This window comes from Bradyrhizobium sp. 155, assembly GCF_023101105.1.
GTDB lineage: Bacteria > Pseudomonadota > Alphaproteobacteria > Rhizobiales > Xanthobacteraceae > Bradyrhizobium > Bradyrhizobium canariense_D.
Genome location: NZ_CP064704.1, coordinates 2,252,041 through 2,277,484, shown reverse-complemented (window position 1 = coordinate 2,277,484; position 25,444 = coordinate 2,252,041). Strand labels below are relative to the sequence as shown.

Annotated in this window: 24 protein-coding genes and 1 pseudogene; 15 read left to right on the top strand and 10 right to left on the bottom strand. The window is 62.7% G+C overall.

Annotation, left to right across the window (positions count from 1 at the left end):
- Positions 1–341: 341 nt before the first annotated feature.
- The 3 genes from IVA93_RS11025 to IVA93_RS11015 all read left to right on the top strand — a co-directional run bounded on the left by IVA93_RS11025 (position 342) and on the right by IVA93_RS11015 (position 2,096).
- Positions 342–563, top strand: coding sequence for a hypothetical protein (locus IVA93_RS11025; RefSeq protein WP_247361298.1), 222 nt, complete (start codon positions 342–344; stop codon positions 561–563).
- 19 nt (positions 564–582) lie between these two features.
- On the top strand, positions 583–1,005 hold the full coding sequence (locus tag IVA93_RS11020; RefSeq protein WP_247361295.1) for a hypothetical protein: 423 nt from the start codon (positions 583–585) through the stop codon (positions 1,003–1,005).
- 686 nt (positions 1,006–1,691) lie between these two features.
- Positions 1,692–2,096 carry a hypothetical protein gene (locus IVA93_RS11015; RefSeq protein WP_247361292.1) on the top strand — a complete coding sequence of 135 codons (405 nt, stop codon included), beginning with the start codon at positions 1,692–1,694 and terminating at the stop codon, positions 2,094–2,096.
- Positions 2,097–2,617: 521 nt separating this feature from the next.
- On the opposite strand, the pseudogene IVA93_RS11010 reads toward IVA93_RS11015, so the two are convergent.
- Both IVA93_RS11010 and ligD read right to left on the bottom strand, forming a co-directional pair.
- Positions 2,618–2,795, bottom strand: a pseudogene (locus IVA93_RS11010) (DUF3606 domain-containing protein).
- A gap of 526 nt (positions 2,796–3,321) precedes the next feature.
- The gene (gene ligD, locus IVA93_RS11005) at positions 3,322–4,128 is read right to left on the bottom strand and encodes a non-homologous end-joining DNA ligase (RefSeq protein ID WP_018460253.1); all 807 of its coding nucleotides are present in this window, start codon (positions 4,126–4,128) and stop codon (positions 3,322–3,324) included.
- 687 nt (positions 4,129–4,815) lie between these two features.
- Here ligD and IVA93_RS11000 point away from each other — a divergent pair.
- Together IVA93_RS11000 and IVA93_RS10995 are read left to right on the top strand one after the other, a co-directional pair.
- Complete coding sequence (locus IVA93_RS11000) at positions 4,816–6,357, top strand: SUMF1/EgtB/PvdO family nonheme iron enzyme (RefSeq protein WP_026233984.1); 1,542 nt, start codon at positions 4,816–4,818, stop codon at positions 6,355–6,357.
- A gap of 1,480 nt (positions 6,358–7,837) precedes the next feature.
- On the top strand, positions 7,838–8,281 hold the full coding sequence (locus IVA93_RS10995; protein WP_247361289.1) for a hypothetical protein: 444 nt from the start codon (positions 7,838–7,840) through the stop codon (positions 8,279–8,281).
- 86 nt (positions 8,282–8,367) lie between these two features.
- Here IVA93_RS10995 and IVA93_RS10990 read toward each other — a convergent pair whose 3' ends face one another.
- Complete coding sequence (locus IVA93_RS10990; RefSeq protein ID WP_247361288.1) at positions 8,368–8,562, bottom strand: hypothetical protein; 195 nt, start codon at positions 8,560–8,562, stop codon at positions 8,368–8,370.
- 587 nt (positions 8,563–9,149) lie between these two features.
- Here IVA93_RS10990 and IVA93_RS10985 point away from each other — a divergent pair.
- Complete coding sequence (locus IVA93_RS10985) at positions 9,150–9,635, top strand: hypothetical protein (protein ID WP_018460257.1); 486 nt, start codon at positions 9,150–9,152, stop codon at positions 9,633–9,635.
- Positions 9,636–9,644: 9 nt separating this feature from the next.
- The gene (locus IVA93_RS10980; protein WP_018460258.1) at positions 9,645–9,830 is read left to right on the top strand and encodes a hypothetical protein; all 186 of its coding nucleotides are present in this window, start codon (positions 9,645–9,647) and stop codon (positions 9,828–9,830) included.
- A gap of 667 nt (positions 9,831–10,497) precedes the next feature.
- Here IVA93_RS10980 and IVA93_RS10975 read toward each other — a convergent pair.
- Entirely contained in the window at positions 10,498–10,890 is a 393-nt protein-coding gene (locus IVA93_RS10975) for a hypothetical protein (RefSeq protein ID WP_026233985.1), read from the bottom strand.
- A gap of 286 nt (positions 10,891–11,176) precedes the next feature.
- Between IVA93_RS10975 and IVA93_RS10970 the strand changes: the two genes are divergently transcribed.
- Positions 11,177–11,431 (top strand): DUF2798 domain-containing protein, encoded by a 255-nt coding sequence (locus tag IVA93_RS10970; protein WP_018460260.1) that lies wholly within the window; start codon positions 11,177–11,179, stop codon positions 11,429–11,431.
- Positions 11,432–11,472: 41 nt separating this feature from the next.
- On the opposite strand, the gene IVA93_RS10965 is transcribed toward IVA93_RS10970, so the two are convergent.
- The 3 genes from IVA93_RS10965 to IVA93_RS10955 form a co-directional block, all read right to left on the bottom strand.
- Entirely contained in the window at positions 11,473–13,260 is a 1,788-nt protein-coding gene (locus tag IVA93_RS10965) for a chloride channel protein (protein WP_247789766.1), read from the bottom strand.
- A 12-nt stretch (positions 13,261–13,272) separates the two neighbouring features.
- Complete coding sequence (locus tag IVA93_RS10960) at positions 13,273–13,926, bottom strand: class II aldolase/adducin family protein (protein ID WP_018460262.1); 654 nt, start codon at positions 13,924–13,926, stop codon at positions 13,273–13,275.
- Positions 13,927–14,085: 159 nt separating this feature from the next.
- Complete coding sequence (locus IVA93_RS10955; protein WP_018460263.1) at positions 14,086–14,712, bottom strand: MarC family protein; 627 nt, start codon at positions 14,710–14,712, stop codon at positions 14,086–14,088.
- Positions 14,713–14,998: 286 nt separating this feature from the next.
- Here IVA93_RS10955 and IVA93_RS10950 point away from each other — a divergent pair, with 286 nt between their 5' ends.
- The 7 genes from IVA93_RS10950 to IVA93_RS10920 all read left to right on the top strand — a co-directional run bounded on the left by IVA93_RS10950 (position 14,999) and on the right by IVA93_RS10920 (position 21,099).
- A complete protein-coding gene (locus IVA93_RS10950) occupies positions 14,999–15,817 on the top strand; it encodes a gamma-glutamyl-gamma-aminobutyrate hydrolase family protein (protein WP_018460264.1) in 819 nt (272 codons plus the stop codon).
- A 3-nt stretch (positions 15,818–15,820) separates the two neighbouring features.
- Positions 15,821–17,008 carry a carboxylate-amine ligase gene (locus tag IVA93_RS10945; RefSeq protein WP_018460265.1) on the top strand — a complete coding sequence of 396 codons (1,188 nt, stop codon included), beginning with the start codon at positions 15,821–15,823 and terminating at the stop codon, positions 17,006–17,008.
- 92 nt (positions 17,009–17,100) lie between these two features.
- Entirely contained in the window at positions 17,101–17,307 is a 207-nt protein-coding gene (locus IVA93_RS10940) for a hypothetical protein (protein WP_026233987.1), read from the top strand.
- A gap of 112 nt (positions 17,308–17,419) precedes the next feature.
- Positions 17,420–17,986 carry a YciE/YciF ferroxidase family protein gene (locus tag IVA93_RS10935; protein WP_018460267.1) on the top strand — a complete coding sequence of 189 codons (567 nt, stop codon included), beginning with the start codon at positions 17,420–17,422 and terminating at the stop codon, positions 17,984–17,986.
- Between the two features lie 154 nt (positions 17,987–18,140).
- Positions 18,141–18,524 (top strand): Hsp20/alpha crystallin family protein, encoded by a 384-nt coding sequence (locus IVA93_RS10930; RefSeq protein ID WP_007601432.1) that lies wholly within the window; start codon positions 18,141–18,143, stop codon positions 18,522–18,524.
- Positions 18,525–18,532: 8 nt separating this feature from the next.
- Complete coding sequence (gene lon, locus IVA93_RS10925) at positions 18,533–20,938, top strand: endopeptidase La (protein ID WP_026233988.1); 2,406 nt, start codon at positions 18,533–18,535, stop codon at positions 20,936–20,938.
- A 5-nt stretch (positions 20,939–20,943) separates the two neighbouring features.
- Complete coding sequence (locus tag IVA93_RS10920) at positions 20,944–21,099, top strand: hypothetical protein (RefSeq protein WP_162847267.1); 156 nt, start codon at positions 20,944–20,946, stop codon at positions 21,097–21,099.
- 70 nt (positions 21,100–21,169) lie between these two features.
- Here IVA93_RS10920 and IVA93_RS10915 read toward each other — a convergent pair whose 3' ends face one another.
- The 3 genes from IVA93_RS10915 to IVA93_RS10905 form a co-directional block, all read right to left on the bottom strand.
- Positions 21,170–21,472 (bottom strand): HU family DNA-binding protein, encoded by a 303-nt coding sequence (locus IVA93_RS10915; protein WP_007601427.1) that lies wholly within the window; start codon positions 21,470–21,472, stop codon positions 21,170–21,172.
- A 355-nt stretch (positions 21,473–21,827) separates the two neighbouring features.
- Positions 21,828–23,060 (bottom strand): acetyl-CoA C-acetyltransferase, encoded by a 1,233-nt coding sequence (locus IVA93_RS10910; protein ID WP_018460272.1) that lies wholly within the window; start codon positions 23,058–23,060, stop codon positions 21,828–21,830.
- A gap of 148 nt (positions 23,061–23,208) precedes the next feature.
- Positions 23,209–24,672, bottom strand: a complete 1,464-nt coding sequence (locus IVA93_RS10905; RefSeq protein ID WP_018460273.1) for a GH1 family beta-glucosidase — start codon at positions 24,670–24,672, stop codon at positions 23,209–23,211.
- Between the last annotated feature and the right edge of the window lie 772 nt (positions 24,673–25,444).

Below are 25,444 nucleotides of genomic sequence, written 5' to 3'. Positions count from 1 at the left end.
GTGCGCCTAAAATTCCGCTCGGCACTGCGAAGTGGTTCTCCGCTCTTTTCCGCCGTGTCCTTGGCGAACTTGTCCTTACCGCCGATTTTGCGGTTTGATCTGCGGTCGCCGCCCTTCCTCGTCTCCGGATGCACCGCCTCTAAGCCGCTTTCCGCTTTCCGACCAGCTTACCCCGTTGTGCCGCCGTCAGGCCGCGGCGGATCAGGTCTTCGTCCATTCAGCGAGCCAAACGACCGCTGACTAACAAGAAGGCACATCGAAATTTGCCGAGAGCAGGAACACTATTCACCGGGGCGAGGTTTGTTTTTCATCAGAGGCTAAGGATCGCGGAGTTCTCCTCCATGGCTACCCAGATCGTAATGGACAGCACAGGCGACAGCAGACATTTCTTTGAGCAAGACGACCCCAACGGGCTCGCCGAGGCTGAGCGGCGCTTCAAGAAATTTAACGGCCAAGGATTTACCGCTGCCACTCGGACGCCGGCCGGCGATCTCAAGCTGATACGGTCATTTGATCCAACAGCGGAGGAAACGCTGTTCTATCCGCACTTAGTCGGCGGTTAGAACCGTTCCAGCACCAAAGATGTTTTTGTTCGGACGTAACGTCGCCCAGGGCGCGCGTCTGCGTGCCCTGCGTGCCCTCTATCGGAGCTTCAACGAGCAAAATGGCCCGGAAGCGCGTGCACGTCGTCTTTTGCGGGAATGGTTATCTCCAGAACAGCGCGCGCAATTTGATGCCAATGGCTTTTTTGAAGTCGCTGGTTCTCTTACTGGCCGTCGATACCGAATTTATCAGGGCACGATGAGTAATGTTTTGGAGCTGGATGAAAAACTGGAGCCTAAGGTGGGGTGGTGCTTCCTCCCCGAACGGGCGTTGGCGATTGGCGATGTGATGCTCGCCCAGAAGATCGCACTCGAAACTGACGAAGCCGCAGTTCTCGCGATCGCGAAGTCGTTTTCTCCGAGACTGCCGTTTGTGCCCCGAGCAGTAGGGCGCGGTCACTAGAGCTGATCATGGGCGGGGCCGTCGCTTGTGACGGCGGCGACCCCTCGCCGCGAAGGCGCCGTTACGCGAGACGAGGACGACTTCGCGACTGCATCCAGCGTCGGCTCCGCCAGCGGCAGGCGCAAGAACGTCCGTGCGTTAATGTTACTTAGGCTGCTTGCCGGCGTCTGATGGCTTTACTGATGGAGACCGCGAGGCGATCTCTCCAACCTTTTGTAGCGTACGTGCGAACTCAGACCGAAGATGTTGGGAGTGCGCGACGTCCCTCGGCTCTGACAGAAACGCGATCTTCACGAGGAAGCGGTTCAACAACGACGCTATTCGAAAATTGTCGGAATGTTGCGAACGCAGTCCGGTGAGTTGCCGACGCATCTCGACGAGATCAAGCGGTTCGTGGTCCGGCTGGCTTTTCAACGAAATGGCCTGCAATCGAACGAAGCGTCGCGTCGAATATGTTGGCGCGACGACTTCGCCATGGGTGGGCCCGGACGGGAGCAATGTCCGATGCGCCAAGATAACCCGCGGAAGGCTCGCCGCAATCTAAGGTTCAAATTAAGCTTGATGTGCAGGCTGGAAGTTAATTCGGGAACCGGGAAAGCCGACCGAAGGTGCTGAACCGGTAAATCCTTAAGGAACGTCTAGGCCGTGTCGGAATTCTTTGACTGAGCAACAGCTGCAAAAGTTCGATGCGCTGCTATATCTTCACGCTCGACGACTGGGGCAAGACGCTGGACGTGCAGGAGATCGAGTGCGGCAGCGCGGAAGAGGCTCTTCAGCTTGGCTCTGCCGGGGTGGCGAACCAACCGATCGAAGTGTGGTGTGGTCCACGGCGGCTCGGTCGCTTTGAGCCAGAGCGAAGGCAAGGGAGACCGCTGCCGCGCCTCCGCGCACTCTTAGCCTTGGCCGAGCGTCGCCTTCATGAAGGCGAGCAACACATCAGCCAGCAAGAGACGCTGATAAACCGACTCAAGCGCGAGGGGCGCGATCTTGCTCTCGCGTTGTCCGTCCTCGACACTCTGATTGAGACTCAAAAGGCTCATTTACAGGAGCGGGATTTGATCGTTGCCGAAGTGGCAAAGCGAGTTGGATGAATATGCCCGCAATCACAGATCACGATCACGGCCAAACGCTCTCGACTGCCCTCTGTCCTGTACACCACCCGTCGGGCAGCCCGTCTTACGCCATGCCGCAGGCGACGACTGCCGGCCGTCTTACTGTGAGGATCGCCGATGTCCGATGCGCCAAGCCGGTAATCTTCGCTAACGATTGCTCTGTCGTGGGCGCCGCAATCAAAGCGAACGTCGCGTCGGGATAGCGCGTCCCCACTTCGATGTCGTCTGCCGTTCAATGACGACGCTTCTTTCCGTCTGGATTGGGAATAACGTGGCTTGCGTCAGGCTCTTCAATGCCTTGATTTGATTTCGTCGGAGGAATTGCAACCGCACGGATCACCGGCACCACACTGGCAGCCGAGCTCTGCACTCCATGCCCGGTCCCGGTGGTTCTCGCAGACAAAGCCTAAGCCAAAGCAGATGGGACAGTTGGGATCGTCATGGCATGAAAAAGCGCGCGGGCCTTGCTCCAAAGATCGCAAGCATACCGCGCGCCTCGGTTACGCCGCCAATTCTTTGCGAACCGCGGCGGCCGAATTGCCTACCTTGTCGACGGCCTTCTGCAGCTCGTCGCTGGAGACAACCAAGCTCCCTGGTCCAATATTTGACCTCGAAGTCTTCATGCATGTTGATCTTGCTACGGTCGCGCTGGTCCCGTTTGGTGAGATTGTCGCTCATGTTCCTCCCCCATCGCCTGTACAAGCCGTTCATCGTCAAGAACGGTCAGCAGGTCATTGATCGTCTTCTCGCAGTCCCTCGGGCCAGGCTCGACATAGCGAGCCAGGATGGCTTGGGCTTTTTTTACCACTTGGGTTACGCGGTCCGGCATGCCGGTACTCCACTCACTGGCAAGGAAAACGCCCGTAAGAACGGTGTGTTCCCAAAAGGAAGGCCTCCGGAAGGGCGGAGGCCTAGTCTGGGGAGGTTACATATAGCTTGGAAAACTTGACCTGCTTCGCCCCGTTCCTACCGCTGCGTATGAAGCTGGCGCCTCTGCGCTGATCGCTTAATCTGCGTTATAGGTGCGCTTGAGCAAGAGCCCTGCTTGGCCCCGTTGTGAGCTTGTCCTGCCTTTGGCAGCAATGGCGAGAGGCTTCAACAGAGCCCGTCTGCTTGGAGCGTTGGCGCTTCAAGGCCACCGCATCCTCATCGCTCACGCAGAGGTATCACTAGCCCGCGTGCTGAGGCGTCAAATGTACATCAGTTATTTCTTGGACAACCCTTTGAATGAACTGGCGCGCAGCAGGCCTTCAGAGGTGATGTCCCGGTATTCGATCTCGGCGTAGAACTTCGGATCGACCCACGTGGCCTTCGGCTTCTTGATGGGCTTTGTGAGCTTCTGCTTCGGGCTAACGACGGTATCCAGGGCCTTGCGGATCTCCGCCGACTTCGTCCGGCTCCAACCCGTGCCGACCTTCCCCATATACCGCAGCTCTTTGCCCTCCTGCTTGCCGAGGTAGAGCGCGGCGACGCCGGACGGGTCCTTGACGAAACCAACGACAGGGAATTTTTCGCGGTGCACCGTCTTGATCTTCTGCCAGGCCTCAACCCGCTCCGACCGATACGGGGCATCAACCCGCTTCGAGACGATACCCTCGTAGTTCAGCTTGCTGGCAGCCTCGAACAGCGCCTGCCCGTCCCCTTCATGGTGCTCGCTGTACAGGATGGGCCTCTCCACCTCGTTGGCCTCGATAAACTCCTTTAGAAGCTCCTTGCGGGCAAGCTGAGCCATTCTGCGAAGGTCCTTGCCGTCCAGCCAGAGGAGATCGAAGGCGAAGTAAACCAGCCGGTCCTGGTCGCCTCTGCCGAGGTCCGCCTGGAGTTCGGAGAAGTTGGTTCGTCCCTGGTGAATGACGACCACCTCACCATCGACAATGGCTTGCCCTTCGATGTTGAAGGCGCCGGCAATGACCGAGAACCGGTTGACCCAGTTATGGCCTTTGCGGGTAAAGGCTTTACGGGTGTCGCCCTCGATGTGGAGCTGGATGCGGTAGCCGTCGTGTGAATCCACTGAGCCCCGGAAGGAGCTTTCATCTTCAGTGTCGCCAACTGGGGGCTGATGAAGCCCGGCATGGAAGCTCGCGGCTTCTTGGCCGGTGCTGGGGTACGCTTTGGCACTAACGCTACTCACAAAAAGCCCGCCGCCGGCGTTGGAAGCCGACGGCGGGGCAGTCTACCTTCTTAGTCACGAGACTCCTAACTTCGAGATCGGCAGCGTGTTCCGCGCAGGGCAATACAACGGATCAGTGCTTTCGGGTTGTGTTTTTGAGAATAAAGCCGAACAGTAAGCGAACGCGACGCGATAATCCGTTCTCGGTTACGCGGGCTGCGGTGCGCCACACCTGACAAGAGATCGATGCCGATAACGCAGGCCGGCCTAGCGGCAGTTTGCTTGCACCACTGATTGACGCGGAGATGACGCCGAACGTCAAAAGCCATGGAGTCGATTGTCGCAGGTATGTGAAGGTCGGGGATCGGCGCGCTCTGGTCGCCGCGCCTTAAGCCCCATCCCTACGCACGAGGGGCATCGGCGGCGACCGCGTCCAACGACCAGCAGGTGATCTGGGATGGCATTTCGATCGGCAAGGCGATGCACGAGTGCTTCGATGTTGTCTGCGTTCATCGATGTGATATCGTCGCGGATGATCCTTTTGACGGGTCGTATGCTGGGTCGCCTTGCAGTTTTGTGGGTCCCGCTATGGGCGAAATTCGCAACTTCCGATCGGGGAACAACGGTGAACCCCCTTCACACGGCGTCGGGCCTCGTCGTCTCGCCGCCATCATAGTCGGTGACATAGCTTCCTACAGTCGCTTGATGCAGGCCGACGAAGAGGGCACGCACGTCCGCGTCAAGCGGATCGAGCGGGACCTCATCCGGCCCAGCATCGTCGAGCATCACGGAAGTCTGGTGAAGACGACGGGGGATGGCTTCATCGCGATTTTCGACAGTCCGGTCGAGGCCGTGCGATGCAGCATCGTCATCCAGCAGAATCTCATCGGGCGCAACGCCTCGCTTCCGAGGGATACGAGGATCGAGTACCGGATTGGCGTCAATCTCGGCGACGTCATCGTGGAGGCGGACGATATCTACGGGGACGGCGTCAACATCGCCTCACGCATCGAGGGCATTGCCGAGCCGGGCCAGGTCTATATCTCCGGCGCGATCTACGAGCAGATCAAGCACAAGGTCGTGTGCGGCTACGAGTCGCTCGGGGACCGCAAAGTCAAGAACATCACCGATCCCGTGCGGGTCTATCGCGTGCTGGCGGATGCAGATGCGGTCGGCAAGACCAAGGGCCGGCGCGAGAATATCTTGATCTTCCTCCTGAGCCTCACGCTGCTGGTCATTGCCACCGGCGTGCTGTGGTACCTGCTGGCGCAGGCGCCGGGCAAGGTGAGCGAGCAGGCCGCCGTGCCCAGCGCCTCTCCTGCCGCTTCTCCGGCCGCATCGCCGAGCCCGCAGCCTCCGCCGCGCGAAGCGGCGCCGCAGACGCCGCAGCCTTCTCCCTCGTTGGCTTCGTCGCCTCCCTCGCCCGCTCCGGTGCCAAGTCCATCGACAGTTCCCGTCCGCGAACCCGAGATGGTCGCCATTCGCGGCGGCAGCTTTGCAATGGGAAGCAATGACGACCCGACCGAGCGTCCTGTCCACCAGGTGACCGTCAAGCTGTTCTCGATCGGCAAATATCCGGTGACCGTGCAGGAATGGAACGAGTGCGCCGCTGCAAAGGCGTGCGGCTTCACGGCCATCGGCAAGGACGATGCGCCGGTCAGCAATGTGAGCTGGACAGACGCGCAGCAATATGCGGCCTATCTCGCTCAGGCGACGAAGAAGACCTATCGGCTTCCGAGCGAAGCCGAATGGGAATATGCCGCGCGGGGCGGAACGCAGACCAAATATTGGTGGGGCGACAAGCTGCAGCCGGGCGTGGCCGGTTGCAAGGATTGCGGTGATCTCGCGGCCGAGCAGCCAGCGAAGGTCGGTAGCTACAGGCCGAATCCGTTCGGGCTCCACGACATGGGCGGCGGTATCGATCAGTGGGTCGAGGACTGCTGGCACAAGACCTATCAGGGCGCGCCCGGCGACGGATCGGCATGGAGCAGCGGCGACTGCAGCGCTCACGTCCTGCGCTCCGGCTCCTGGAAGAACGATTCGAGATATGTGCGGCCGTCCAACCGCGATGGCTACGACACCAATGTTCGCTATCCGACGCACGGATTCCGCGTGGCGCTCAGTCCTTGAGTGGTGGAGTTGGTCTGATGCTGATCCTTCGTTGCGTCAGCGAAGACGGTCGCAAGCAGCAGTGCGATCGGAGCAGCACGCTCGGCGACATTTGCGGAAGTGCCACTGCGGCCGCGGCAAGCGCGGCGGTTGTGGCCGAGGACGACCACCGTGGCGGCCCCAGTTCGGGAGTAGGTATCCCTAGAGGACGACCGGCTGTCTTCGTCGCTTCGCTATCGTTCTCTCGGACTGCCGGGCGCGACGGGGAAATAGGGTGCAAGCCGAGTTCGGCCGCAAGCCGGCCGGGCGGTCACTATCACCTTAACCTGCATCCGAAGAGCTTTGGATGGATGCCAGCGCGAGACGGCTTCTCAAGCTCGGGACGCGGTCGATCGCGATGCACTCGCTTTCGAGGCTGCCGAGATCAGCGATTGTGAGCTGGCGAAGCTTCGGCAGCACACGCTGCCATTCGGGAGTCGCCGCCCTGCTCTAGAGGAGGCGGCTCTGTCGCCGAACAGCCAAGATGGCCAACTCGACGGAGACCAACATGGGACTATGCGAACCGACAAGCCGGCCACGACGGCGGCGGTGCGGCAATTTGAGGAGGCGCCGCTAAAGTGGCGGCGAATTGCTTCCGCAGGTCAGTGCTTTTGCCAAACGGTTCGCCCTCCGTGCGGCCAGTGCAGAGTTTCCCCGAGGTTTCCCGGAGGCGAACCAAGCCCTTGGCCCGCTCAGATTAAGTGAGCTTTTCATATCTTTTGGCAACCGTTCTTCCGCAGATCCGGCCGACCGATACTTCTGATGCATGCGGCCCGGGTGCTGCCCTCACCTGCCTCAGGCTCCAATCGCGGGTGGGTTGAGATGTGCAGGCCGGGGCTGGCATTTCGTAAGCCTCCGGTGGAGCCTCACCGGACGGTTACGGCATTTGGTCACGAACAATTATTGCAACCGGCAAGGGGCCACCTCGCGGTGGCCCCTTTCAATTCCGGCACCTATGGGAAGATGTGGTAAGGCCGACTCGGCCGGCGGCCTCTTTAAGTGATCGTCCAGGCTGCGCCAAGTTTCGATAGTTCTCGGTAGTGGGCCGGAGATGCGCCCCGGCACCGTCAAAGCTATCTTGTCCCATGCAACCGGCTCGCTGGGGCGCCGCCAGATCTGCGGTCTCAAGCACCAGCTCGTGGAGATGCTGCAGTTCGGAAAGCTCAGAAGCGAGTGCTTCGTACTTGGCGCTTTTTGTAGCCCTCCTGATTGGCCGCTAGCCAGTGGTCGATTTTCAGCACGTAGTCCGATAATTCCACAGCCAAGCGGCGTTCAAGACGGTGGTCGGCAATGAGCATCCCGTCCTATGAGGCAGTACCGCAAGCCTGCCACCATAGGAAGCCCAGTATTCCCGGAGGCGACGGCGTACTGGCCTACTTCGGTTATCCGCAGGCGAGCGAGCACGACGCCGAGCGCGCGGTCCGCGCCGGTCTCGCTCTGGTCGAAGCCATACCGGGCATAGATGCCGGCTGGTGTTGGGCAAGCTCGCGAGTTTCCGGCATTCGGCAGCCATGAGGACATCGACACCGCCGACAGGACCATCATCCCATTCGTCAGGGCGTGTGTTGAACAGGCGCAGCGATGGTACGACGCGGAGAAGCCGGGCGCATCGCGCATGGCCACAGGCAATGCAATACGGTCGATGTGCCGCGCCAGGAAGAGCCGTGAGGGCGACCACCTCGCTGCGGCCATCGGCCTGCGGTCGATGCTGGAGGGCTACACGCCGGAGCTACCGGATTGGGCGTTCGATCAGCACACGATCAAGGGCAAGGCGATGGGGCGCGGGCTCCAGCACTTCCGCGAGGAAGGCGCAAAGCTGGTGCCGCCGCGGACCGCTGACGATCCCTACGAGGACGAAGCCTACCGGCTGTGGGCGATCAAGCAGCAGGGCCAGGTGAGGCGATAGCGCCGGGCCGTCGCGGACGGCAACATCGCGCCAATTATTCCAAGACGGTGCGATGTCCCCTAACAGGGATACGCTCGGTGAGTGGCTCAGGCTGTATGTCCACGAGAACTTCCATAATGCTTGAAGAAGTTATCAAGATTTAAAGGTTCGCCGGTATCTCGCCAGAACAGTCTTTTACCGAGGCTGGCCGCCACTGCGAGGCGGTGTTGGCCGCCAATTAGAGTATGGTCATCCGTTGCTTGGGCGATGATCTCGCCGGCTTCATCCACGATGAATTTCATCGGCCGCCTCCAATCCGACGCGCCGGTCAGCGCCGCCGCGAGCGTGCGCAATCCATCTAACCTCGTGCCGGTCCCGGCGTTCCAATCCATGAAGATCACTGCTTCTATTCGACATGCGCCACATCGCGCACCGCCCTTTGTGTACCAACCAGCATAAAAATTAAACCGGGAATGCAAAATGGCAAATATATTTATACGGGGCCGTCGCGCGGTCCCCGCACAAACTGACGCCCTCCACAGTACCTTGGCGACCGATGCGGATGGGACCGCCATCCTTCGACGGTCCCCGCCAGCCGTCGCGCATCACTTTGACCGTGCTAACCCCTGATATGGAAAAACGACGAGCACGTCCTCTTCAAGCGTAACCGCGTCACCATCGCCCAGCGTCGCGCATGTCGCGGTCGATGTTATCCGCGCGGATAATTTTTGCGGGGTGACCACGACCCACGCGACGGCAGGCAGCGGCGGGCGAGCCCATGGCCCCCTTGAGCAACAGATGTTGACAAGGCCGTTGTTGAAGAGAGTGGCCCCTTGACCGCAAGGACAAACCACACTCTATCGGAGTTGTAGGTTTAAGGGGGCGCAACATGAAGTGGATACTGGCAGTCGCGTTTGTTGTTACCATCCCGACAACCGCATTGTCTTTGCCGACGTGCGACTATGCGGGCCAGTCGTATTCTGCAGGGGCGACCGTGTGTGAATGCCCGAGCCTCGTCGGGGAGGGAGGGCTTGCCAGCGGGGGCGCGGCTAAAGTGACAAGTCGACGCTTGGCCTGTTCAGCAGAGGGATGGAAGAGCGCCGACAGCATGTGTGTCGACCTGAAATATGCCACCAGTTCCGCGTCTGGCCGCGACGACCTCGATAAGCTCAACCAACAATACTGCCCGCGTCTTCCAATCAATTACGGTGAAATCCAAAAGGCCATTTCTCAAGAGACTGGCAAGTTCATCGACGCCGCGCCCAAGAGCACTATCGTCTTCATGGTCGAGGGCATCTGCAAGCGGTTCAGACTAGAGGCACCCTGCAAAGCCCTGCTCGATGCTCTCGCCGCCCAAGACGGGCAGGCTAAGTGAGGAAGCACCATGTTCACGCTGATCGGCATTGGCATGATAGTCGTAGTGGCCTTCCTCGCGAATAGAGAGCAGCGCAAGGACACTGGCAGCACCGACGACTACATTCGACATACGCGGCAGGATATTAGAGGGGTGATGTGGTTGCTCGCAGCTGTAGTTGTTATGCTCGGCATCATCGCTGACCGGATCCAGTAGATCGCGACCGGCAGGGGTCAGCGGCGAGGCCGCAGGAAGGCCGCAGGGAAGCCCCACAGCGCGCCGCCAGCGCAACCGGGCAGGTCCGGCCATCGCATCCAGCAGGCCCGCGCCGCCAGCATGCGAAACTAGGGCCTAATAGGGCCCAACGCATTTCGACCGGACCCGGCGCCGGGCACCAATCCCATATAAGTCCTTCATTAGACGAGGCTCTTGAGTTTTTCCCAAGCGCAGGAAATCGCTAGACGCCAGGACCACACGGTTTTGCCGTACGCACGGCCCGCCATTTCGCCGCAGTTTTCCCAGCCCTGTCGACGGAGCCGGAAACTTACAGACGAGACGAAGCCTAGCAGCGCCGCTCGTCGGAACGAAGCCTTGGGCTCACGGAGAGGAGCTGCCCTTGGCCTCTCGCACCCGAACGCTGCCGCGTCCACCGCAAGCCCGGCTCGCGAACATGACGACCACAAGATCGCCCCTCGAGGATGAGCCGGGATGGGCGACACATACGCCAAAACCGAATTTCGGTAAAGTGGAATATTTTTTCCGGAAGGGATTGACGCGCCCGCGACACAGGTCGCGCAATGAGACGCCTCGCGCAGAAGCAACAAGGGGCGGTGCAAAAACACCGCCCCTTGGCGCGAAACGAGACTGCGGCGAGGACAGGCGCCTAATAAGGCTGATAATAGCCACGCGGACCATAGTAGGGAGCGCCGCCGTAATATCCCTGGCCGCCGTAGTAAGGACCGGGGCCGTAATTATAGCGGTCCTCGTAGTACTCCTGGCGCCTGCTCTCTGCGATCGCGCCGCCGATCAGACCTGCCGCCGCGCCCATGAAGGCGAGGCCTGCAGCGTTCGGGCCGCGACGATAATAGCGATGGCGGCGAGCCGCGCTGAAATCGGTGGCAGCTTGAGCGGCCGGGCCCGCGGCAGCGGCCTTGGTGGGCGCGGGCGAGTTGGCAGCAGCCGAAGGGGTGAGCGGGGCCGTCACCAGAACAAGACTTGCGAAAGCTGCCAGCCCAACGTTGCGGCCGGCTGCAGAAATCATCGGTCCCTTATTCATCTTGACCTTCCTGTTCTCGCTCAAAGCGACATAATCAAACACCACTTAACGGGCAAACCACTGAAATGGTTTCGTGATCGCGGCAATCTGCCACGCGTTGAACGATTGTAAATCGAACGTCCAGATCCAGCTTGAACCATCCAACATGAGCGGATAATGAACAGGCGCACCGTTTTTCGGTCGCCGTAAGCGTTTTACGTGAACCAACGCATCAACCGACGCCGTCGGGATCGATGCCATTCTTGGGTTCACCGTGACTGACGCGTCTTATTCCAAGAGAAACCAGATGATTGCGGTTCGCAAACTGCCGGCGCGCTATGCGTCGATCGTGATGCCATTTGTGCTGTCCATCCTCATGACGGCCGTGGTGTCGGTCATTTCCACCCTTCGAAGCCTCGGCGCAACGCCGGCGTTCCTCGCGACCTGGCCGGGCGCCTGGGCGCTGTCATGGCTCGTCGCCTTTCCGACGCTGCTGATGGTGCTGCCACTGGTCCGCCGGATCGTGGCTAGCGTCGTTGCTCCCTCGCGGCCAGGCCGATAGCAGGCGCGGATGGCGGCGCATGACGCACGCCGTCCCACCCCTTACGACAGCGCGCCGAGTACGCCGCGCGTCGCCTTGTCGATCTCCTCGACATAGCGGCGGCGGGCGAAGGTCTCGGTAAGGAAGCCGACCACCTTGCGGCGGTCGGTGGAATCGACCACCGCCAGCATCTCGGCCTCCGCCTCGTCGAACACCGCCATGGCCGACTTCACGTTCATTTCCGGGATCAGCACGATCTCGGTCAGCCGCGCGAGCTCGATCACCTGGATTTCGTCGGCGATGGTGTCGAGGTCGCCCGAGAACAGGTCGGGCAGCAGGACAAGCCCGACATATTCGTCCGCATTGTTGACGATGACGATCCCGGGCCGCGAGCCCAGCGCGAATTCGCGGCGGACCGCGGCGATCGTCGTGGTCGACGGCACCTTGCCAACATCTGAGCGCATCAGCCGCTCGACGGTGAGGTTGCGCAGCCAGCCGACGTCGTTGGCGCTGCGGATGGTCTCGCCGCGCAGATGCAGGCGCCAGGTCGAGAAGGAGTGCCCGAACATGAAGCGGACGCAGATCGAGGTGACGATGCAGCCGGCGAGCACTACGGCGGTAACGTCGACGTTGCGGGTCATCTCGAGCACGAGGAACGACATGGTCAAGGGACCGCCGACGATGGCGACGCCCAGCGTCGCCATGCCCGTCAGCATCGCGACCAGCGGATCGATCACGAAGTTCGGGCTGATCAAGAGCAGCACCGCGGAGAAGAACTTTCCGATCAGGCTGCCCACGAACAGCGAGGCAAAGAACAGGCCGCCGCGGAAGCCCGAGGCGAGCGAGATCAGGCAGGCCGTCACCTTCAAGGCGATGATCAGCGCGATCAGGCCGATCGTCATGTCGTGAAAGAGATCGAGCACCATTGCGCCGTGGCCGGCCGCCAGCACCTGCGGCGTGACAATCGCAAAGCCGCCGACCATGAGGCCGCCGATCACCGGACGCAGCCAGACCGGCAGCCATTTGAACAGGCGCTCGAACATCGAGGACGAGCGCATCACGGCGATGCCGACACCGCTGGTGACGAGCGCGAGACCGATCAGCGCCAGATATTGCTCGACGCCGACGGCGCTGACCTTGGGTATTTCGAGCGAGTATGGCGCGCCGCCGAGCCATTGCGCGGTCAGGGCGCCCGCGAGCGAGGCGGCGAGGATCGGCGCCGCGCTGCCGACCGAGTAGACGCCGACGATCAGCTCGCAGGCGTAGAAGGCGCCCGTGATCGGTGCACCGAAGGCCGCCGCGATCGCCGCAGCGGCACCGCAGCCGACGATCAGGCGCAGATCGTTGCGGCGCAGATTGAAGAACTTGCCGAGCAACGAGGCGATACCCGAGCCGATCTGGGTATAGCCGGCCTCGAGGCCGACGGAGGCGCCGCAGCCGTTCGAGATCAGCGTCTGGCTGGACACCACCACGCTGTCGCGCATCGACAGATTGCCGCCGCGCAGCGCGTTCGCCTCGATCGGATCGACCGCGCTGGAGAGCTTCAGCCGTCGCCGCCACCACTCCATGATACCAAGCACCAACCCGCCCAGCGCGGGCGCGATCAGCGCGGCCCAGGGACTGACGCTGGTATTGGCGGACAGGCGGACGTCGATGGGAATGCCGTAGATCACCATGTGGGCAATCTGCGCAATCTCGGCCATCAGCGTCACGATGGCGCCGGCGAGCGTGCCGATCACCAGCGCCAGCGGGATCAGATAGAATTCGTTGCTGCGCAGCAGCGCCCGCAGCCGAACCATGATGCGGTTCGTCCCCTTGCGGTCGGCGAGATGTCTGATCCGCAGGAACACGTTCTGTCCGCCCTACTCTTCCGACATGCCGTAACCGGACATGCGCTGGCGGACCCGCTCGATCTCGGCGCTCGACAGCAGCGGCGGCTCTCCGATCTGGAGACAGCCGTGATATTGCCGCGCCAGCGTCTCGACCTCGACGGCGAGCCACATCGCCTTGTCCAGCGACTTGCCGATCGCGATCATGCCGTGATGGTCGAGCAGGCAGGCAAGCCGGCCCTCCAGCGCCCGCACGGCATGTTCGGACAGCTCCGCCGTTCCGAAGGTGGCATAGGGCGCGCAACGGATGCTGTCGCCGCCGGCGGCTGCGATCATGTAGTGCACGGGCGGGATCTCCAGGCCCATGATCGCCAGGACGGTGCAATAGGTCGGATGGGCGTGGACGACAGCGTTGACGTCTGACCGGGCCTTCAGGATGTCGAGGTGGAAGCGCCACTCGCTGGACGGCTTCTGATCGGGCGCGTGCGAGCCGTCCATCGTCATGAACACGATCTGGTCCGGCGTCACGGCGTCGTAGGGCACGCTGGTCGGGGTGACCAGAAGCCCGTCCACATGCCGGACGCTGATATTGCCCGAGGTGCCCTGGTTGATGCCGAGCGCGTTCATGCGGCGGCAGGCGCCGATGATGGCCTGTCTCTTGTCGAGCTCGTCCGCTGTCATCGACATCTCGATTTCCTGACGGTGGGCGCCTGTCAGACGGGGAGTACGTCAAAGCAATGTGGCAGCGCAAGAGAAAGCGGACCGGGTCGCGCACGATCCCGTCAGCTGCCTCATGGCATCATGAAATAAACATGAAAATCAAACTATTAACAGATTGTCGCAGCTCTACGGCAGGCCCGCCCGGACGGCCGCGATTCCGTTGATCACGAACTGCACCGAATAGGCCGCGAGCAACATGCCGAGCACGCGCGACAGCACCGCATTTCCGGTACGCCCGAGGGTGCGGGCAATCAGGCTCGCCGAGACAAAGCAGAGCATGCAGAGCAGGCACACGGCGAGCACGACCGCGATGATGATCGCGAGCCTCGGCCCGTAGCCTGCATCGCCGGTCAGGAGCAGCGTGGTCGCGATCGCGCCGGGACCGGCCATCATCGGGATGGCCAGCGGGAAGACCGCGACGTCGGAGGCATGCTCGGAGGTTGCCTTGTCGGCCTCGCGGGCCTCGCGATGCGGACGGTCGCCGAATATCATCTGGTAGGACACGCCGAACAGCAGCAGCCCGCCGGCGATCTGGAACGCGGGGATGCCGATCCCGAGCTGGCGCAGCAACCAGTTTCCGATCGTGGCGATCACCACCAGGATCGACGCCGCAATCAGCGGCGCGCGCAGCGCGATCGTGCGTTTGGTCTTGTCGGGCATGCCTCCGGTTGCGGCGAGGAAGGCGGGCACGAGACCAACGGGATCGACCACCAGCAGCAACGTCACGAACGCGGACAGGGAGAAATCAATCATGGCGCCTCTTCCGATCCGACGGCCCAAGCACGTCGCAATAACAAAAGTTAGTTCAGGGTCGGGTCCAAAAAGATCAACCAGCTCATCGCGAAGCAACCATTCGGCAGGATTGCCGTTGCACTCGGCATCAACACACGAACAGAAGCAGCAGAGACAATTGCACGAGCCCCATTCCAGAATTGATCCGCACGATCCCATTTCCTGCAGCCGCTGGGCGCTTCGATTAGGGACAAACGTCAGAGAACTCAAGGCCGCCATTCACCAATTCGGCGGCGCCGCGGACGCGGTGGCGTACGGACTTCAGCAGTGGCGGCTCACCGCATCCCGTGGCCAGTGGCAAGCCCGCAGCGGCGCGCCACAGGTCGGCATCCTCTCGGATTCCATGGTTGCGCGCGGCGAACAGCTGGCCTCGGTCGCCTTGATCTGCGTCAACGCCGTCGGCCTCGTCGCGGGCGCCGTGCCGCGGGTCCTGCCCGCGGCACCGGAAGCAGATGTCGATGCGTATCTCGACCGCCTCGACGGCCTCTTCATCGGCGGGGGGCAGACCAACGTCCATCCCTCCCGTTACGGACAAACGGCCGACGAAGCGCGCGATGGTCCATTTGATGAATTCCGCGACGAGGTCGCACTACGCCTGATTCCGCGCGCGCTGGCGCGCGGCATTCCCGCTCTGTTCGTCTGCCGTGGAATCCAGGAGCTCAACGTCGCGTTTGGGGGCACGCTCGCGAAAGAGCCGGACGATCTGCCCGAGGATCGACGCCACGGCACGCCCGAGGCGGACAATGAGGATGCCCGCTATCGGCTGCGGCAAAAAGTAACGCTGCGCAAAGGCGGCGTGTTGCAGCAGATCTGCGGCACAGACGCCATCTCGGTGAATTCTCTGCACAGCTGCCTGATCGCCGATCTCGCACCGGGGCTTGTGGCGGAGGCCGTGGCCGAGGACGGCTCGGTCGAGGCCGTCAGCGTCGAAGGCGCGAGCGCTTTTGCGCTCGGCACGATCTTTCATCCGGATTATTGGGCGAGCTCCGACCACGCGTCGGCCCGCATTCTCTCTGCCTTCGGAGACGCGGTTCGTCAGCATGCGAAGGCGCAAGGGGCAGCGTAGGTCATGCACCGTTACCGCTTCGGCATTGAGGAGGAATATTTTCTGGTCAACCGCCAATCGGCGGCACCGAAGTCTGAGCTGCCCAAGCCCTATATGGCAGCCGCCCAGAAACGCCTTGGGGAGCGGCTGACCACCGAGATCCTACAATCGCAGATCGAGGTGGCGACGCCGCCATTGGCGACTTCAGCCGATGCCGTCACTGAGCTTGCACACTACCGCGCGGTCCTGGCCGAGGTCGGCAAGGAGCACGGGGTCGGCATCGTCGCGGCGGGGACGCATCCGTTGGCTCAACCCCAGCAGCAGCGCATGACGCGCAAGCGCCGCTACAGCAAGGTCATCAGCGACCTCGGGATGGTTGGCCTGGGCAATCCGATCAGCGGGCTGCACGTTCACGTCGAGGTGCCCGAGCCAGACCACCGGGTCGAGATCATGCACCGCCTCGTGCCATTCCTGCCGCTGCTGCTGGCGCTGTCGACCTCGTCGCCGTTCTGGTGCGGCTACCCCACGGGACTGCTCGGCTACCGCAATGCCGCAAACGACGCCCTGCCCCGGACCGGCTTTCCCGAAATGTTTCGCAACCTCGCGGAATACGAGACCTATGTGAAGACCCTGGTCGATGCAGGCATCGTCCCTAATGCCACCTATGTGTGGTGGGCGCTCCGGCCTTCGCTCCAACATCCCACCCTGGAGCTGCGCATCACCGATTGCTGCACGGCAATTGCCGACTCGGTGGCGATCGCGGCGCTGTTTCGCGCGCTGGTCAGGCACGCCGTGCACCATCCGGATCTTAACGCCACCCATTCGGCCGTGCACCGCGCGCTGATCGAGGAGAACCGCTGGCGTGCCCAGCGCTACGGAACCGACGGGACGTATATCGACCTGGTGTCGTTCGAGCCGGTCTCGTTCAGGACCTGGCTTGAGACGGTGATCGCCATGCTGGCGCCCGACATCGCGCATCTTCGCATCGAGGACGATATCCAGCATCTCAAGACCATCCCCAAGCGCGGCACCTCGGCCCATCTTCAGCTGGAATATTTCCGGGGCTTGAGGAAATTCGGCCGATCGCCGCGGGAGGCGATCGGCGATGTGACGAAATGGCTGCGGACCTCGACCGAGGCCGGGGACTTCACCGCACGTGCGGGCGAGCCGAGAGGGAGTTCGGTGCGGCAGCCTGTCGCCAATCCGGTGTGAGGCGCCGCATGCGACGAGGGCTGGTTGAGGAACGACCTTCCGCCATCCGACTTAGCTGACCATGACCGCAAGGGACATGGTGGAGATCATCTATGAGCGACAGCGGTGTTAGCATGTTGCTGGGCCACGCCTCGACCCAGATGCTTTGGCTCTGGTTCATCGGCGCGTTCGTGCTTGGCGGCGCCCTCGTCTACGGAGTGATGAAGGCCGGTCACCTCCGTCGCAGCGAGCGGGCCCGTCTCGACCGCGCGACGGAAGAGCGGCAGCGCCAGGAAGACCCGTACAAGCGTCCGACCTGAGCGACGCGCCGAGTGCAGCTTGCCGTTTGGAACTTTCGTTCACCGAAAGGCTTGGATCGCCTGAGGATTGAGGAAGGCGATGCCTTCCCGTGTCGCCTCAAGAGGAGGATTTATGGCCAAAAAAGCGAAGAAGCGCACAACCAAGAAATCGTCGACGGGCCGCGCCCGTCAGGCGCCGAAGATGTTGAGCGACCTATTCCTGGAGACGCTCAAGGACATCTATTTCGCCGAGAACAAGATCATCAAGACCCTGCCCAAGATGGCCAAGGCCGCCAACTCGAAGGAGCTCGCGGCGGCTTTCAACAAGCATCTGCGCGAGACCCAGGGCCAGGTCAAACGTCTGGAGCAGATCTTCAAGATGCTGGGCAAGCCGGCCCGCGGCAAGCCTTGCGAAGCGATCAACGGCATCACCGACGAAGGCGCCGAGATCATGAAGGAGTTCAAGAACGCTCCTGCGCTCGACGCAGGCCTGCTCGCAGCCGCGCAGGCGGTTGAGCATTACGAAATCTCCCGCTACGGCACGCTGCGCACCTGGGCCGAGGAGCTCGGCATGCAGGACGCGGCAAAGCTGCTGCAGGCGACGCTGGACGAGGAAGAGGCGACCGATCACGCCCTGACCGAGCTCGCCACCTCCGTGATCAACCTCGAGGCGGAAGAGGAATACCGCCAGGCGGCCTGAGGCACACATAGGGTGACGACGGAACGCCGCGGCCCGGAAGGCCGCGGCGCTTGTTTTCGGATCGCACGATCCGCATGGCACCTGCGCGCAGCCGGGCTGGAATTCTCGGGAACCGGCCCCATATTCAGCGTTCCTCACCCGCCGAGCCCGCATCATGCAACCCAAAAATCCCCTCGACTGGATGCTGTCCGAAGCCTTGGACTCGCTGACCCGCGCCGAACGGCTGCGCCAGCAGTTCGGCCGGCAGGAAGCCTGCTGGGAGCCGCCGATCGACGTGCTCGAAACCGAGCATGAGCTCCTGATCCTGGTCGCGCTTCCCGGCGTCAATCCCGACAATGTCGAGACTGTCATCCATGACGGCGTGCTCGTCATCTCCGGCCAGCGCACCCTTCCGCCAGAGCTTCGCAACGCCCGCATCCACCGGCTCGAACTGCCGCAGGGGCGTTTTGAGCGCCGCATTGCATTGCCCGTTGGCCGTTACGCCATCAGCCGCTTCGTGATGGACGGCTGCGTCGCGCTGCGCCTCGCCAAATCCTGAGGTCGATCATGGCCACCGAACCAATGAATACCGCACCGACCAATCCCCAGAGCAATTCCGACGTGAAGATTCCCGAAGACGCGCTGATCATCATTCCCGTGCGCGAAATGGTGCTGTTCCCCGGCGCCATCGCGCCGATCGCGATCGCACGGCCGAAGTCGGTCGCCGCCGCGCAACAGGCGCTGCGCGAGCAGCGACCGGTCGGCATCGTCCTGCAACGCAGCCCCGAGACCGAGGAGCCCGGACCGGACGACCTCTATCGGGTCGCGACCATCGCCAACATCGTGCGCTACATCACCGCGCCCGACGGCACCCATCACATCGTCTGCCAGGGCGTGCAGCGCGCGCGCATCCTCGACTTCCTGCCGGGGACGCCGTTCCCGGCCGCGCGGATCCAGCAGATTCCGGAGCCGACCACCAGCACGCCCGAGATCGAGGCCCGCGGGCTGAACCTGCAGCGCCAGGCCATCGAGGCGATCGAGCTGCTGCCGCAGGCGCCGCCCGAACTGGTCGCGATGTTCCAGGGCACCACGGCGCCCGGCGCGCTGGCGGACCTGGCGACCTCGTTCATGGACATCAAGCCGCAGGACAAGCAGGAGGTGCTGGAGACCATCGACCTCGCTCTGCGTGTCGAGAAGGTGTCGAAGCATCTGGCCGAACGGCTGGAGGTGCTGCGCATCAGCAACGAGATCGGCCAGCAGACCCGCGCCAGCTTCGACGAGCGGCAGCGCGAAGCGATCCTGCGCGAGCAGATGGCGACCATTCAGCGCCAGCTCGGCGAAGGTGACGGCAAGGCGGCCGAGGTGGCCGAGCTGACGGCTGCCATCGCCAAGGCCAACATGCCGCCCGAGGCCGATGCACATGCGAAGAAGGAGCTGCGCCGCTACGAGCGCATGCCGGAGGCCGCCGGCGAGGCCGGCATGGTCCGCACTTACCTGGACTGGCTGATCGAGCTGCCGTGGGCACTGCCCGCGGAGAAGCCGATCGACATCAAGGAAGCGCGCCGCATCCTCGACGCCGATCACTTTGGCCTGGAGAAGATCAAGAGCCGGATCATCGAATATCTGGCGGTGCGCAAGCTGGCGCCGCAGGGCAAGGCGCCGATCCTGTGCTTCATCGGACCGCCCGGCGTCGGCAAGACCTCGCTCGGCCAGTCCATCGCACGCGCGATGGACCGTCCCTTCGTGCGCGTCAGCCTCGGCGGCGTGCATGACGAGGCCGAGATCCGCGGCCACCGGCGCACCTATATCGGCGCGCTGCCCGGCAACATCATCCAGGGCATCAAGAAGGCCGGCGCCCGGAACTGCGTCATGATGCTGGACGAGATCGACAAGATGGGCCGCGGCGTGCAGGGCGATCCTTCCGCCGCGATGCTGGAGGTGCTCGACCCCGAGCAGAACGGGACATTCCGGGACAATTACCTGGGCGTGCCCTTCGACCTGTCGCGCGTGGTGTTCATCGCGACCGCAAACATGCTGGACCAGATCCCGGGTCCGTTGCTGGACCGCATGGAGCTGATCAGCCTCGCCGGCTACACCGAGGATGAGAAGCTGGAGATCGCTAAGCGCTATCTGGTGCGGCGGCAGCTCGAGGCCAACGGCTTGACGCCGGAGCAAGCCGAGATCGAGCCGGAGGCGCTGAAGCTGGTGGTCAAGGGCTACACCCGCGAAGCCGGCGTGCGTAACCTGGAGCGGGAGATCGGAAAGCTGTTCCGCCATGCTGCCGTGCAGGTCGCCGAGGGCACGGCTGCCAAGATCGTCGTGACGCCAAAGGACATCGGCACTGTGCTCGGCCAGCCGCGCTTCGAAGGCGAGATCGCGCAGCGCACCAGCATTCCAGGCGTGGCCACTGGCCTGGCCTGGACGCCGGTCGGCGGCGACATCCTGTTCATCGAGGCCTCGCGGGTATCAGGCCGCGGCGGCATGATCCTGACCGGCCAGCTCGGCGAGGTCATGCGCGAGAGCGTGCAGGCTGCGATGACGCTGGTGAAGAGCAAGGCCACGCAGCTCGGCATCGATCCGCAGCTGTTCGAAAAGAGCGACATCCACGTTCACGTGCCGGCAGGCGCGACCCCGAAGGACGGACCGAGCGCGGGCGTTGCGATGTTCACGGCGCTGACGTCCCTGCTCACCAATCGCACGGTGCGCAGCGACACCGCCATGACCGGCGAGATCTCGCTGCGCGGCCTGGTGCTGCCGGTCGGTGGCATCAAGGAGAAGGTGGTGGCAGCCGCGGCCGCGGGCCTGAAGCGGGTGATGCTGCCGGCGCGCAACAAGCGGGATTACGACGACATCCCGCAGAGCGCGCGGGACAACCTCGAATTCATCTGGCTGGAGCGCGTCGACGAAGCCATCGCCGCGGCGCTCGAGCCGGCCGAGGCCCAAGCCGATGCCAAGGTCGAAGCGGCGGAGTGAATGCCATGAAGAAATTGCTGGAAAGAGCGAAGCGATCGCGGACGACGCAGCGGCTGCGCCAGTTGCTGGATCGCGCCATCGACGGGGTTCGCGATGCGCTGGCGATGCCGGGACCGCGGCTTCAGCCGGCCCCGGTCCGGGCGAAGCGCCGCAAGGGTTGAGCCCTCCGTCTCAAGTCCTCGCGACAGCCCCGAACAAAAGGCCCCCTCGCTCGAGGGGGCCTTCGCCTTGTTAGCCCACGGCGTCCTTGGCGGCCTTGACCGGGCGGGCGCGAACGATCTTCCGGGCCGGCTTGGCCTTGAACATCATCTCTTCGCCCGTGAACGGGTTGGTGCCCTTGCGCGCCTTGGTCGCGGGCTTCTTGATGACCACGAACTTGGCGAAGCCCGGCACCAGGAACAGGCCGTTCTTCTTGAGCTCCTTGTGACCGACGTCGGTCAGCGTCTCCATGACGCTCTTGACGTCACGCTTGGAAAGCTCGGTGGTGGTCGCGATCTTTTCGATCAGCTGCGATTTCGACATTTGGGTGGCCATCGTGTCTCCTCTGATTCGTTGACGGCTGCATATTAGACCAACCGGTGAAGGCCTATAGCCTTCTGCACAGTTTTGTCGGGGTTTTACGGGCTTTTTTGGCCCTCTGTGGCAAAAAACCCTGCTTTTTAGCCACTTCCGGAGCGGGAGAAGCCTCAGGCAGCGGATTTTACCTTGTTTCAAAGGCCCGCACGCAGCCTTGCTAAAGCTGATTCGATGCTTTCGACAAGCGATGACCGGCCTCTTTGTCGGAGTCCGGTCGCGATTCACCCTGGAAAACAAGCCTAGATCGTCGTGATGTGGCGATCGCGGGTACTTTCTCCCTTATTTCTAGGGAGCGCGACGAGCTTCGCTCGCGCTAGATACGTTCGATGATGACGGCCGGGGCCATGCCACCGGCCGCGCACATGGTGACGAGACCGCGCTTCAAGTCGCGCCGTTCGAGCTCGTCGAGCATGGTGCCGATCAGGATCGAGCCGGTGGCGCCGATGGGATGGCCGAGTGCGATCGAGCCGCCATTGACGTTGACCCTGGCGCGGTCGAGCTTGAGGTCGCGGATGTATTTTTCCGCAACCACGGCAAAGGCCTCGTTGATCTCGAACAGGTCGATGTCGTCGATGGTCAGCCCCGCCTTCGCCAACACCTTGCGCGTCGCCGGCACCGGCGCGTTCAGCATCAGCGTCGGCGAGTCCCCCATATTCGCCATCGCAACGACGCGGGCGCGCGGTTTCAGGCCATGCGCCTTGGCATAAGCCGGCGACGCCAGCAGGATCGCGGCGGCGCCGTCGACGACGCCGGACGAGTTGCCGGCGTGGTGCATGAAGTCGATCTCGAGGTCGGGGTATTTCTGCAGGATCAGGCCGCGATAGGTCGTGCCCTTGTCGTCGAGCGCATGGTCGGCGACAGCGGGGAATGCGGGCTTCAAAGCGCTCAGCCCTTCCATCGTGGTCTGCGGCCGCGGATATTCTTCATGGTCGAGCGCGAGGCTGCCGTCCTCGCGATGCACCGGCACAAGGCTCTTCTTGAAGTGGCCGTTCGCGATCGCATGCGCGGCACGCTTCTGGCTTTCGAGGCCCAGCGCGTCGACGTCCCTTCGCGTGATGCCTTCCAGCGTCGCGATCGCGTCGGCGCAGACGCCCTGATGCGACTGCGGATGCCGCGCTCGCAGGCGCAGATTGCCGTTGTCCATCATCATCGGACCGCCGCCGCGGCGTCCTTCCATCGACATCATCTCGCAGCCGCCGGCGACGACGAGGTCCTCCGTGCCCGACATGATCGAGCTTGCGGCCATGTTGACGGCGGTGATGCCGGAGCCGCAGAAGCGGTCGAGCGTTACGGCACTCGCGCGCACGTCGTAGCCGGCGTCCAGCGCCGACATGCGGCCGAGATCGCCGCCTTGCGTTGCGACCTGCGCGCTGCAGCCCCAGATGACGTCGTCGACGTCGGCGGTGTCGATGCCGGTGCGCGTCGCGAGCGCGCGCAGCACGGTTGCTCCCAGCTGCTGCGGATGAATGCCCGAGAGCGCCCCCTTGCCGGCCTTGCCGACGCCCCGCGGGGTCCGGCAGGCATCGATGATGAGTGCGTCGATCATTGGCATTATCCTCTTGTTGAACGGTTGGAAGCGTTTTGAATCAGCGGGCGAAGGGAGTCAATGCGCGCTGGCGGAACCGCCTCACCCCGCCCTCTCAACGCGAGCCAAGCTCGTCGCCCTTCCGCAAGAGCGGGGCGAGGGAGAGCAATCAAACCCCCGCTGCGTTCTTCGCGATCACGTTGCGATAGAAGCTGGCGCTGAGTTTCGGCGTACGCACCTGCGTATCGAAATTGACGTGGTAGAGCCCAAAGCGCTTGTTGAGCCCAAATACCCATTCGAAATTGTCCATCAGGCTCCAGAGGAAATAGCCGCGCACCGGCACGCCTTCGGCGGTGGCGCGCTGGAGCTGGGCCAGGTAGTTGCGCAAATACATGATGCGGTCGGTGTCGTAGATCTTGCCGTCGGGCGTCACGACGTCGTCGCCGGAGGTGCCGTTCTCGCTGATATAAATCGCGTCCGTTTTCCAGATCTTTGCCGCCAGCTTGGGCACCCAGTAGATCGTCTCGGGGCCGACGCGCAGCCAGTCCGAATTCATGTGCGGGAAGGATTTCGGGATCGGCAGCGGCATGAAGCCCGCGCCCTGGTCGGAGGCCACCACATAGTTCTGCGGCGCGTAGATGTTGAGGCCGAGGAAATCGACCGGCGAGGAGATGATCTTCAGCTCCGCATCCGTGTATTTCGGCGCGTCGCGCCCGGCGAAATTCAGGAAGGCGTCGGTGTACTGGCCCGTCATGATGACGTTGAGATAGCCGGCGTTCATTTCGCGCAGCGCGATCTCTGCGGCGCGGACGTTCTCCGGCGTGTCGATCGCGGGGGCACAGGCATCGATGTTCTCCGCCGGCCCCACCCTGGTGCCACGGCGGCCATGGGCGCGTACCGCCTGCACCGCAAGCCCGTGCGCGAGCGCGCTGTTGTGCCTGATCTGGTTGACCTCGGCTTGTGGCAGCGTCACGCCGGGCGCGTCGATGCCGATGCCGTAGCCGAAATAGACGAAGCGACCGCTCTCGTTCAGTGTGAACACGTTCTTGACGCGATCGGTCAGGTGCTCGGCGACATAGGCCGCGTAATCACCGAAGATCTTGCAGGTCTCCGCCGACCGCCAGCCGCCAAACCGGTCCTGGAGCGATTGCGGCAGGTCCCAATGATAGAGCGTCAGCCACGGCTCGATGCCGTTCTTGAGGAGTTCGTCGACCAGGCGGTTGTAGAAGTCTAGCCCCTTCGGGTTGGGCTTGCCGTCGCCGTCCGGAAACAGCCGCGGCCAGGCCACCGAGAAGCGATAGGCCTTGCAGCCGAGTTCCCTGATGAGCGCGATGTCCTCCTTGTAGCGGTGATAGTGCTCGTTGGCGCGGTCGCCGGTCGAGCCATCCTCGATCTTGCCGGGAATACGGACGAACTTGTCCCAGATCGAGGCCCCTCGCCCGTCCTCGTTGACCGCGCCCTCGACCTGATAGGACGAGGTCGCCGTGCCCCAGACGAAGCCCGCGGGGAAACCGTCCACGTTCCGCGGCGGCGATGCGGGCTTGGCGTCCGCGACCTCGAGAGGATTGGCGATTCCGGCTGCGGACAATCCCGCCAGCGTGGCGAACTGGCGACGCGAGACCTTGTCCGACATTGATCGTGCTCCGGGGTGATGCTCTTTCGGCGGCACCATGGCGAATCGCGGGTCGTTTGAGAAGCGGGCGAGCCGAGGGCCGAGGATGCAGGATTGCGGAATGCGACAAAGTTGTCCGAAAGGGGCTAGGGCGATCGTCGGCAGAGCTACCCCAAAGCCGAAATACCAGCCCCACCGTCATTCGAATTCCAGCCCAATCCGGCAAGGAAGTTGTCAGTTCCCTCGATACGAGGGCCCGTAGGCTCACAGAATGCCATATACCGCTCGGAAATTACGACCAAAGTTCGCAAATATGGCGTATGGTGCAGCCATCGCCGCTCCGCTCTGGGCGATTGTCTGTCTGCACCGGTCAAGCAAGAGAACGACTGACTTATGACGCGGTTTGACCGCATCAGACTGTGGTAACCTCTTCCGCTTGACCAAGCGCCTGTCCTGCCAGGGATACAATGACTGACCCGCGTCAGAGCCACCGTGAATTCGAGGTAGATATATGTCGTATGCCTACAAGCTGAATGAAGACGTTCGCCACCAGCCCCAAGGCCCACAAGGACGTGCCGCAACTGAGCCACCGATGATTTATACTATCGTCCAGCATATGCCCATCGAGTCCGATGGACGTCTCCGATACCGCATCAAGTGCAAGTCGGAGAAAATCGAGCGAGTCGTCACGGAAGATCAGCTTTCGTATTCGCAGTGATCGCTTGATGACGGCGGGAATCCAGCGCGGATGAATTGGCTCGGAGTTGCCATGACCAACGACGGGACCGTTCTC

Bases quoted from the DNA above. Each gene is read 5' to 3' on its own strand.
- IVA93_RS11025 (WP_247361298.1), top strand. From the start codon at position 342: ATGGCTACCCAGATCGTAATGGACAGCACAGGCGACAGCAGACATTTC.
- IVA93_RS11020 (WP_247361295.1), top strand. From the start codon at position 583: ATGTTTTTGTTCGGACGTAACGTCGCCCAGGGCGCGCGTCTGCGTGCC.
- IVA93_RS11015 (WP_247361292.1), top strand. From the start codon at position 1,692: ATGCGCTGCTATATCTTCACGCTCGACGACTGGGGCAAGACGCTGGAC.
- IVA93_RS11000 (WP_026233984.1), top strand. From the start codon at position 4,816: ATGGGCGAAATTCGCAACTTCCGATCGGGGAACAACGGTGAACCCCCT.
- IVA93_RS10995 (WP_247361289.1), top strand. From the start codon at position 7,838: ATGCCGGCTGGTGTTGGGCAAGCTCGCGAGTTTCCGGCATTCGGCAGC.
- IVA93_RS10990 (WP_247361288.1), bottom strand. From the start codon at position 8,562: ATGAAATTCATCGTGGATGAAGCCGGCGAGATCATCGCCCAAGCAACG.
- IVA93_RS10985 (WP_018460257.1), top strand. From the start codon at position 9,150: ATGAAGTGGATACTGGCAGTCGCGTTTGTTGTTACCATCCCGACAACC.
- IVA93_RS10980 (WP_018460258.1), top strand. From the start codon at position 9,645: ATGTTCACGCTGATCGGCATTGGCATGATAGTCGTAGTGGCCTTCCTC.
- IVA93_RS10975 (WP_026233985.1), bottom strand. From the start codon at position 10,890: ATGAATAAGGGACCGATGATTTCTGCAGCCGGCCGCAACGTTGGGCTG.
- IVA93_RS10970 (WP_018460260.1), top strand. From the start codon at position 11,177: ATGATTGCGGTTCGCAAACTGCCGGCGCGCTATGCGTCGATCGTGATG.
- IVA93_RS10960 (WP_018460262.1), bottom strand. From the start codon at position 13,926: ATGTCGATGACAGCGGACGAGCTCGACAAGAGACAGGCCATCATCGGC.
- IVA93_RS10955 (WP_018460263.1), bottom strand. From the start codon at position 14,712: ATGATTGATTTCTCCCTGTCCGCGTTCGTGACGTTGCTGCTGGTGGTC.
- IVA93_RS10945 (WP_018460265.1), top strand. From the start codon at position 15,821: ATGCACCGTTACCGCTTCGGCATTGAGGAGGAATATTTTCTGGTCAAC.
- IVA93_RS10940 (WP_026233987.1), top strand. From the start codon at position 17,101: ATGAGCGACAGCGGTGTTAGCATGTTGCTGGGCCACGCCTCGACCCAG.
- IVA93_RS10935 (WP_018460267.1), top strand. From the start codon at position 17,420: ATGGCCAAAAAAGCGAAGAAGCGCACAACCAAGAAATCGTCGACGGGC.
- IVA93_RS10930 (WP_007601432.1), top strand. From the start codon at position 18,141: ATGCAACCCAAAAATCCCCTCGACTGGATGCTGTCCGAAGCCTTGGAC.
- lon (WP_026233988.1), top strand. From the start codon at position 18,533: ATGGCCACCGAACCAATGAATACCGCACCGACCAATCCCCAGAGCAAT.
- IVA93_RS10920 (WP_162847267.1), top strand. From the start codon at position 20,944: ATGAAGAAATTGCTGGAAAGAGCGAAGCGATCGCGGACGACGCAGCGG.
- IVA93_RS10915 (WP_007601427.1), bottom strand. From the start codon at position 21,472: ATGGCCACCCAAATGTCGAAATCGCAGCTGATCGAAAAGATCGCGACC.
- IVA93_RS10910 (WP_018460272.1), bottom strand. From the start codon at position 23,060: ATGATCGACGCACTCATCATCGATGCCTGCCGGACCCCGCGGGGCGTC.
- IVA93_RS10905 (WP_018460273.1), bottom strand. From the start codon at position 24,672: ATGTCGGACAAGGTCTCGCGTCGCCAGTTCGCCACGCTGGCGGGATTG.